The following is a 7260-nucleotide window of genomic DNA, read 5'->3' as shown; positions in this document are numbered from 1 at the left end:
ACCGGATGGAGCAGCGCACCGCGCTGGTCACCGGCGGCTCGCGCGGCATCGGCCGCGCGGTGGCGCTGCGACTGGCCGAGGACGGGTACGACGTGGCGTTCTGCTACCGCAGCGGCGGAGAGGCGGCGGCGGAGGCGGCCGACGCGATCAAGCAGCGGGGGGTGCGCTGCTTCCACGCCCTCTGCGACGTGGCCGACCCGGACGCGGTGACCGCGTTCGTCGCCGCCGCCGAGGCGGAGCTCGGACCGGTGGAGGTGCTGGTCAACAGCGCCGGCATCGTCCGGGACAAGCCGTTGGTGCTGATGCCGTTCGCTGACTGGGCGGCGGTGCTGGACACCAACCTCACCGGCACCTTCAACTTTTGCCGGACCGTGGTGTTCGGCTTCATGAAGCGCAAGCGCGGCACCGTCATCAACATGTCCTCGGTGGCCGGGGTGTACGGCAACGCCACCCAGGCCAACTACTCGGCCAGCAAGGGCGGGATCAACGCGATGAGCCGCGCCCTGGCCAAGGAGTTGGGCCCGTACGGGGTGCGGGTGAACGTGGTGGCGCCCGGGTTCATCGAGACGGACATGACCGCCGCGCTGTCCGAGAAGGCCAAGGCGAAGGCGGTCGGCATGATCCCGCTGCGCCGGCTCGGCCAGCCGGCCGACGTCGCGGAGCTGGTGTCCTTCCTGGCCTCCGACCGGGCCGGGTACGTCACCGGCCAGGTGCTGCAGGTCGACGGCGGGATCGTGCTCTGACGACCCGAGCCGACCTTAAGCCGGCCTCGAGCCGGCACCGGTGCAATACGGACAGCGAATCGGAGAGGAGGGCCATGAGCCGCAGTTTCGCCGCACCCCTGGACGCGGTCGACGAGGTGCGAACGAGCGCCGACGGCATCACGGCGACCAAGCGGATCGTGGCCACCGACCCGTACCTGGCGGGCCACTACCCCGGCTTTCCCATCTACCCGGGAGTGTTCACCGTGGAGACGGTCCACCAGGCGGCCCGCCGGGCCGTCGAGGCCAGCCGCGGCCCGGACGTCCGGGTGGAGCTGGCCGCGGTGCGGTCGGTGCGGTTCAAGGCGCCACTGCTGCCCGGTGACCTGCTCACCGTGAGCTGCCAGCTGCGCGACGACCCGAACGACCCGCGCCGGGTCCGGGTGGTCGCCGACTGCCGCCGCGGCGACGGCGCGGCCAGCGCCAAGGTCACCCTGGAGCTGCGCGTGCGGTCGGGGGCGACCGATGCTTGAGTACGCCGACCTCACCGCGATCCTGCCGCACCGGCACCCGATCCTGCAGGTGGACCGGGTCCTCGAGGTGGAACCCGGGCGGCGCATCGTGGCGACCAAGGCGGTCACCGGCACCGAGCCGTGCTTCGCCGGTCTCGCCGAGGGACTGCCGCAGTCCGCGTACGCCTATCCGGCGGCGCTGATGGTGGAGTCGCTCGGGCAGGCCGGGGCGGTGCTCTGGCTGCTCTCCGCCCGGGCCACCGGCGAGACGCCGGAGGGCACCCTCGTCTTCGGCGCGGCCCGGGACTTCGAGTTCCTCGGCGCCGCGTACCCGGGCGACGTCCTGCGCCACGAGGTGGTGGTGGAGTCGCTCAAACCCAACAGCGCGGTCATGCGCGGCGAGACCTGGGTCGGTGAGCGGCGGATCGCCGTCGTCGGCTCGATGCTCGCGGTCGCCCGGCCGGACACCGAACTGGCCGCCGGGCCGACCGGCTGAGCCATCCAGTCACACCAGAGAAGGGAAGGCAGCACGATGACCCAGGTCATGAGCAACCGGATGAACGAGTTGCGCGAGATCGTCGCCGAGGTGCTCGAGGTGGAGCCCGAGGAGATCACCGAGACCAGCCACTTCGTCGACGACCACGAGGCGGACTCGCTGCGGGCGATCGAGATCCTGGCCCGGCTGGAGAAGATGTACAAGATCGAGATTCCGCAGACCGAGCTGCCCAAGATGGAGAACCTGCGCGCCGTCTACGACGTCGTCAAGCAGTACGCCGGCTGGCAGGACTGACCCACGTGACCGCCCCGGTCCCGCCGCGGGCAGCCACCGCCTGGTGGTCCCGCGGCGGGCGAGGCTCGGAGGTACGCCGTGACCTGGTATCCCGTCGTCGAGGCCGAGTGCCATGGCGAACGCCTTGCCGTGTACCGCGGTCCGGGCAGCGGCCCGGCGCTGGTGCTCGCGCACGGCATGGAGGACTCCTGGCACACCTGGCAGCCGTTCCTCGACGCGCTGGGCGCTGACCTCCCCTTCACCCCCTACGCCCTCGACCTGCCCTGGCGCGCCGGCGCCGAGTACGACTGGGTGCACCGCACCAGCCCCGCAACGCTGCTGCGGCACGCCCTGGCCCTGCTCCCCGAACCGCCCGCCCTACTGGTGGGCCATTCGTTCGGGGCGAACGCGGTGCTGGAACTCCTCGCCGCAGCCGAACTGCCCGCGGCGGACGGTGTCGTGCTGCTCGCCCCGTACTTCCGGCCCCTCGACGACCCGGTCAGCTGGCAGCTCTTCGACCGGGAACTCGCCCGGTTCCGCGCCGTGATCGGCGAGGGACTCCGGCTCCGGCTGGGCCGGCGGCGGCACACCCTGGACCCGGACCTGGTCGACACCATGGTCGCGAAGGCCCTCGACCGGGTCGGCCCGCTCGGCTTCGTCGCCCTGCTCCGCCAGTTCATCACGACCGCCGATCTCGGACTCGACACCGTCACGGTGCCCACCCTGGTGGTCACCGGCGCGCTCGACCCGGCCCTCGCCGGCGCCCGCACCGAGGCGCTGCGCCGGGCGATGCCGGTGGCGTCCGTGCACACCAGGTCCGACGGCGGTCACTTCTGCCACCTGGAGCAGGCCGCCGCGGTGACCGCGGAGATCCGGCGGTTCCTCGCGGCGCTGCCCACCCCGACCGTCGCCTGACCCCGAGGAGACCCCCTGACATGCGTAAGCCTCCCCGGCTCTACTTCTCGTTCCGCAGCCCGCGCAGCTGGCTCGCCGTACGCCAGCTCACGGAACGCTGGCCGGAAGCGCCGGACGCCATCACCTTCGTGCCGCACTGGGTGCCGGAGGACGGGCTGCGCGCCGCGTTGGCCGAGGCGGACTCGAGCTTCCTGGACACCCCGATCAGCCGGGCGAAGCACGAGTACCTGCTGACCGACACCAACCGGCTGGTGCACCGGCTCGGGTACCGGATGGTGTGGCCGGCCGACATGGACGTCGACTGGGCGGTGCCCCACCTGGCCTGGCTGTACGCCCGCCAGCAGGGGCGCGCCTGGGAGTTCTACCAGGCGGCGGTCCGCGCCCGGTGGGAGCAGGGCGAGAACATCAGCGACCCGGGCGTGCTGGCCGGCCTGGCCACCGAGGCGGGGATCGATCCGGCCGCGGCGATCGGCGCCGCGGCCGACCCGAGCCTGCGCGAGGCGGCGGTGCAGGCCCTGGCCGGCGCGTACGACGATGACATCTTCGCGGTGCCGTACTTCATCGTGGGCCGGCACCGGTTCTGGGGCCTGGAGCGGCTGGACGGCTTCCTCGACGCCCTGCACGCCGCAGGGGTACGCCGGTGACCGTGCTGGCCCCGGTCCAGCCGGCCGCGACCGGCGGCGGCCGCACCGTGCTGCTCGGCACGGTCTCCTCCGACGCGCACACCTGGAACCTGGTCTACCTGCAACTGCTGCTCGAGGAGGCCGGGCACCGGGTGATCAACCTGGGTGCCTGCGTGCCGGAGGAGCTGTTCGCCGCCGAGTGCCGCCGGAACAACCCCGACCTGGTGGTGGTCTCCAGCGTCAACGGGCACGGCTGCACCGACGGCAAACGGCTGGCCGCCGTGCTGCGCGCCGACCCGGCCCTGGCCGACGTGCCGATCGTCATCGGCGGCAAGCTGGGCGTCGACGGCAGCCTGACCGGGGCACAGGTCGCCGAGCTGTTCGCCGCCGGCTACACGGCCGTCTTCGACGACGGAGCCGACCGGGACCGCTTCCTGGAGTACCTCGGCCGGCTCGAACTCGTCGCGGCGGACCGGCCGGCATGACCGAGCGGAGCGCCGCCGGGATGCCGCGCGGTCCGTTCGCCGCGGCCGTCGCCGCCGCCCGGGCGCGGGGCGAGCTGGTCGTGCAGCCCCGAATGGGCTTCGGCGACCCGGCCACCATGCGCGCCGGGCTGGACGCGGTGGCGCGGGCCCGGGCGGCGACCGCGGCCACCGTCACGCTGGACAGCTACACCCGGGTCGGTGACCACGCGGCTGCCCGGCGCGCGCTGGCCGACGGATCACCCCTGAACGGGTATCCGATCGTCGACCACCCCCCGGAGGTGACCCGCTGGGTGCTCGCCGCCGCGCACCGGCACGACGTGCCGGTGCAGGTGCGGCACGGCTCGGCACGGCCCGAGCAGATCTTCGCCGCCCTGCTGCGGACCGGCGTGGACGCGACCGAGGGCGGCCCCGTCTCGTACTGCCTGCCCTACAGCCGGGTGCCGCTTCGGGACGCGGTCGACAGCTGGGCGCGCTGCTGCGCCGGCTACACCCGGCTGCGGGACCTCGGCGTCGAACCGCACCTGGAGAGCTTCGGTGGCTGCCTGCTCGGGCAGCTCTGCCCGCCCAGCCTGTTGCTTGCCGTGGCCGTGCTGGAGGGCATGTTCTTCCGGCAGCACGGGCTGCGCAGCGTCTCGCTGAGCTACGCCCAGCAGACCTCGCCCGAGCAGGACGAGGAGGCGCTGGCCGCGCTGCGCCGGCTGATCGACGAACTGCTGCCCGACCTGGACAGTCACGTGGTGCTCTACACCTACATGGGGGTCTATCCACGGACCACCGAGGGGGCGTTGCGGCTGCTCGGCACCGCCGCCCGGCTGGCGGTACGCGGCGGAGCGGCCCGCCTGATCGTGAAGACCCCGGCCGAGGCGCACCGCATCCCGACGGTCGAGGAGAACGTGGCCGCGCTGGAGCACGCCGCCCGGGTCGCCGCCGTCGAGCAGCCGGCCCCGGCCGAGGTACCGGACACCGGCATCTACGCCGAGGCGCGGACCCTGATCGAGGCGGTGCTGGAGCTCAGCGAGGACGTGGGCGTCGCCCTCCGCCGTGCCTTCGCCCGCGGCTACCTCGACATCCCGTACTGCCTGCACCCGGACAACGCCGGACAGGCCCGCGGCTACATCAGCGACCGGGGCCGACTGGCGTGGTCCCGGGCCGGCCGGATGCCGGTGACCGTCGACCGGTCGGCCGCCGGGCGGCCGGTGGAGATGACCAGCGACGGGCTGCTCGCCGCGCTGTCGTACGTGGCTGGCCGATACGACTCGGTCCCGCCGCCGGTGGTCGGGCCCGGGCCCACCACGGCCCTGCCGGCCACGGAGTTCATCCGTCAGCGGGCTCAGGAACGGTCGTACCATGACCGTCCATGACCCGTTCCACACCGATCGTGCCGCCCGCCGCGCCGCTGACTGACGGCACGGTCGCCCTGCGGCCACGGCGGGAGTCCGACGTCGAGGCGATCGCCGCGGCCAGCCACGATCCGGAGATCCGCCGCTGGCTGGACGACGAGCCGATGGATGCGCAGGCGCGCCGCGACTTCGTGGCGCGGGGCGGGGAGATGTGGCGCAGCGGGAAGGCCGCCCCGCTGGTGATCGCGGACGCGGCGACCGACGAACCGGTCGGGAGCATCAACCTGCAGTTCCGCAGCGACGCGGTGGCCACCGTGGCGTACGGGGTGTTCCCGCAGTGCCGGGGGCGGGGTGTCGCGCCCCGGGCGGTCCGGCTGCTGGCCCGTTGGGCGCTGTCCGACCTCGCTCTGGAGCAGGTGATCCTGGAGGCGGACGAGGAGAACGCGGCCTCGATCCGGGTGGCGGAGAAGTGCGGGTTCCAGCGGACCGGTACTCGCATCGAGCCGGAGGGGGACGGCGGCCAGCGGAGCGTCGTCGTCTTCGCGCTCGGCGAACCCGCCGCGGACTGACCGACGGCGCGGCCGGGTCAGACAGCCCAGGAGCTGAGGTGTCAAGCAGCAGCGCGTACGACGGTTCGGTGTGACCAGGCGGTGGCCTGGTCGTAGTGGGTGTGGGTCTTGAGGCAGCCGTGGAGGATGCCGACGAGGCGGTTGCCGATCTGGCGTAGGGCGGCGGGGTGGCTGACGTCGCGGGCGCGGAGTTCGTCGTAGTAGGTGCGCACGGCGGTGTCGTGCAGGATCGCGGCGCCCGCCTGCATGTGCAGGGCGTCGACGAGCCGGTCGTTGTGGACGAATCGGGCGTGGATGGTTTTGGTCTTGCCGGATTGGCGGGTGATCGGGGCGGTGCCGGCGTAGTTTTTGCGTGATCTGGCGTCGGTGTAACGGCCGGGAGCGTCACCGAACTCTGCGAGCACCCGGGCGCCGAGAATCGCGCCGATGCCGGGCTGGCTGAGGTAGATCTCAGCGTCCGGGTGCTGGCCAAAATGCGCCTCGACCTGGCCTTCCATGGTGCGGATCTCGGCGTTGAGAGTCTGCAGGACCGCCACCGTGGCGCGGACGGTTGCCGCGTACGCGCCGGTGACGATCTCGGGCCGGCCCAGGTGCGCGGTGCGCAGTGCCTGCTGGATCGCTGCCGCTTTGGCGGGGATGTCGCGTCGGCGGGCTCGTTTAAGCGCGGCACCGATCTGCGCCACGGTGAGCTTGGCTGCTGTGGCCGGGGTCGGTGCCTTGGCCAGTAGCGCCAGGGTGTCCGAGCCGGTGAGTGCCAGCGCCTCGTATGCCTGCAGCGCGGCGGGGAAGTACTCCCGCAGTGCCGCCGCAGCCGCAGCGTGTGCCGGGTGCGCTCCCAGATCAATGTCTGGTGTGCCCGGGCGACGACCTTGACCGCCTCGGCGATGTCGGAGTCCGCAGCGACCTGCCGCAGATGGTGCCGGCGGGTCCGCACCATGTCTGCGAGGGTGTGCGCGTCGGCCTTGTCGCTCTTGGCACCGGAGATCGACACGAGCTCCCGATGCCGGGCGGCCTGCTTCGGGTTGACCCCATACACCTGGTAGCCGGCCGCGACCAGGGCACGGACCCACGGCCCGCGATCGGTCTCGATACACACCAGCACCTGCGCCGGCGTGGCATCCTCGGGCAGGAACCCGGCCACGAGGTCATGGAAACGGGCCATACCCTCCACACCCTCAGGCAGCCGGACGGTCCGCAGCGTCCGACCGTGCTGGTCCTGCACCTCCACATCGTGATGATCTTCTGCCCAGTCGTCACCGACGAACAGCACACCCGCCTCCGCTCTACCACAGGGACACCGTCGGCAGCCCGCGGAAGAGCCCGGCGGCCTAATGGACCAGTGCTCA

General features: G+C 72.6%; 9 protein-coding genes and 1 pseudogene. 9 read left to right on the top strand and 1 reads right to left on the bottom strand.

The annotated features are described in order from the left end of the window. The first annotated feature begins 5 nt into the window (after nucleotides 1–5). The 9 genes from fabG (at nucleotide 6) to ABZ783_RS22780 (ending at nucleotide 5914) form a co-directional block, all read left to right on the top strand. Nucleotides 6–743 carry a 3-oxoacyl-[acyl-carrier-protein] reductase gene (fabG, locus tag ABZ783_RS22820; protein WP_357441517.1) on the top strand — a complete coding sequence of 246 codons (738 nt, stop codon included), beginning with the start codon at nucleotides 6–8 and terminating at the stop codon, nucleotides 741–743. A 74-nt stretch (nucleotides 744–817) separates the two neighbouring features. Then, nucleotides 818–1234 carry a 3-hydroxyacyl-ACP dehydratase gene (locus ABZ783_RS22815; protein WP_357441516.1) on the top strand — a complete coding sequence of 139 codons (417 nt, stop codon included), beginning with the start codon at nucleotides 818–820 and terminating at the stop codon, nucleotides 1232–1234. Further along, the gene (locus ABZ783_RS22810) at nucleotides 1227–1709 is read left to right on the top strand and encodes a 3-hydroxyacyl-ACP dehydratase FabZ family protein (protein WP_357441514.1); all 483 of its coding nucleotides are present in this window, start codon (nucleotides 1227–1229) and stop codon (nucleotides 1707–1709) included. Before ABZ783_RS22815 ends, ABZ783_RS22810 begins: the two co-directional genes overlap by 8 nt. A gap of 36 nt (nucleotides 1710–1745) precedes the next feature. Continuing rightward, on the top strand, nucleotides 1746–2003 hold the full coding sequence (locus tag ABZ783_RS22805) for an acyl carrier protein (RefSeq protein WP_073836461.1): 258 nt from the start codon (nucleotides 1746–1748) through the stop codon (nucleotides 2001–2003). Nucleotides 2004–2081: 78 nt separating this feature from the next. Next, nucleotides 2082–2897, top strand: coding sequence for an alpha/beta hydrolase (locus tag ABZ783_RS22800; protein ID WP_357441512.1), 816 nt, complete (start codon nucleotides 2082–2084; stop codon nucleotides 2895–2897). A 20-nt stretch (nucleotides 2898–2917) separates the two neighbouring features. Further along, nucleotides 2918–3541, top strand: coding sequence for a DsbA family protein (locus ABZ783_RS22795; RefSeq protein ID WP_357441511.1), 624 nt, complete (start codon nucleotides 2918–2920; stop codon nucleotides 3539–3541). Further along, nucleotides 3538–4005 (top strand): cobalamin-dependent protein, encoded by a 468-nt coding sequence (locus ABZ783_RS22790; RefSeq protein WP_357441508.1) that lies wholly within the window; start codon nucleotides 3538–3540, stop codon nucleotides 4003–4005. The genes ABZ783_RS22795 and ABZ783_RS22790 overlap by 4 nt, the downstream gene beginning before the upstream one ends. Nucleotides 4006–4025: 20 nt before the next feature. Then, the gene (locus tag ABZ783_RS22785) at nucleotides 4026–5366 is read left to right on the top strand and encodes a methylaspartate mutase (RefSeq protein ID WP_357441644.1); all 1341 of its coding nucleotides are present in this window, start codon (nucleotides 4026–4028) and stop codon (nucleotides 5364–5366) included. Next, nucleotides 5363–5914, top strand: a complete 552-nt coding sequence (locus ABZ783_RS22780) for a GNAT family protein (RefSeq protein WP_357441506.1) — start codon at nucleotides 5363–5365, stop codon at nucleotides 5912–5914. Before ABZ783_RS22785 ends, ABZ783_RS22780 begins: the two co-directional genes overlap by 4 nt. A gap of 41 nt (nucleotides 5915–5955) precedes the next feature. On the opposite strand, the pseudogene ABZ783_RS22775 reads toward ABZ783_RS22780, so the two are convergent. After that, nucleotides 5956–7184: pseudogene (locus tag ABZ783_RS22775) on the bottom strand (IS110 family transposase). Nucleotides 7185–7260: the final 76 nt, after the last annotated feature.

It is taken from the genome of Micromonospora sp. NPDC047738, assembly GCF_040642675.1.
GTDB lineage: Bacteria > Actinomycetota > Actinomycetes > Mycobacteriales > Micromonosporaceae > Micromonospora.
Note: the sequence above shows the minus strand (reverse complement) of the source record. Positions and strands in the feature narration are given on the sequence as shown.

Bases quoted from the DNA above. Each gene is read 5' to 3' on its own strand.
- ABZ783_RS22785 (WP_357441644.1), top strand. From the start codon at position 4,026: ATGCCGCGCGGTCCGTTCGCCGCGGCCGTCGCCGCCGCCCGGGCGCGG.
- ABZ783_RS22780 (WP_357441506.1), top strand. From the start codon at position 5,363: ATGACCCGTTCCACACCGATCGTGCCGCCCGCCGCGCCGCTGACTGAC.
- fabG (WP_357441517.1), top strand. From the start codon at position 6: ATGGAGCAGCGCACCGCGCTGGTCACCGGCGGCTCGCGCGGCATCGGC.
- ABZ783_RS22815 (WP_357441516.1), top strand. From the start codon at position 818: ATGAGCCGCAGTTTCGCCGCACCCCTGGACGCGGTCGACGAGGTGCGA.
- ABZ783_RS22805 (WP_073836461.1), top strand. From the start codon at position 1,746: ATGACCCAGGTCATGAGCAACCGGATGAACGAGTTGCGCGAGATCGTC.
- ABZ783_RS22810 (WP_357441514.1), top strand. From the start codon at position 1,227: ATGCTTGAGTACGCCGACCTCACCGCGATCCTGCCGCACCGGCACCCG.
- ABZ783_RS22795 (WP_357441511.1), top strand. From the start codon at position 2,918: ATGCGTAAGCCTCCCCGGCTCTACTTCTCGTTCCGCAGCCCGCGCAGC.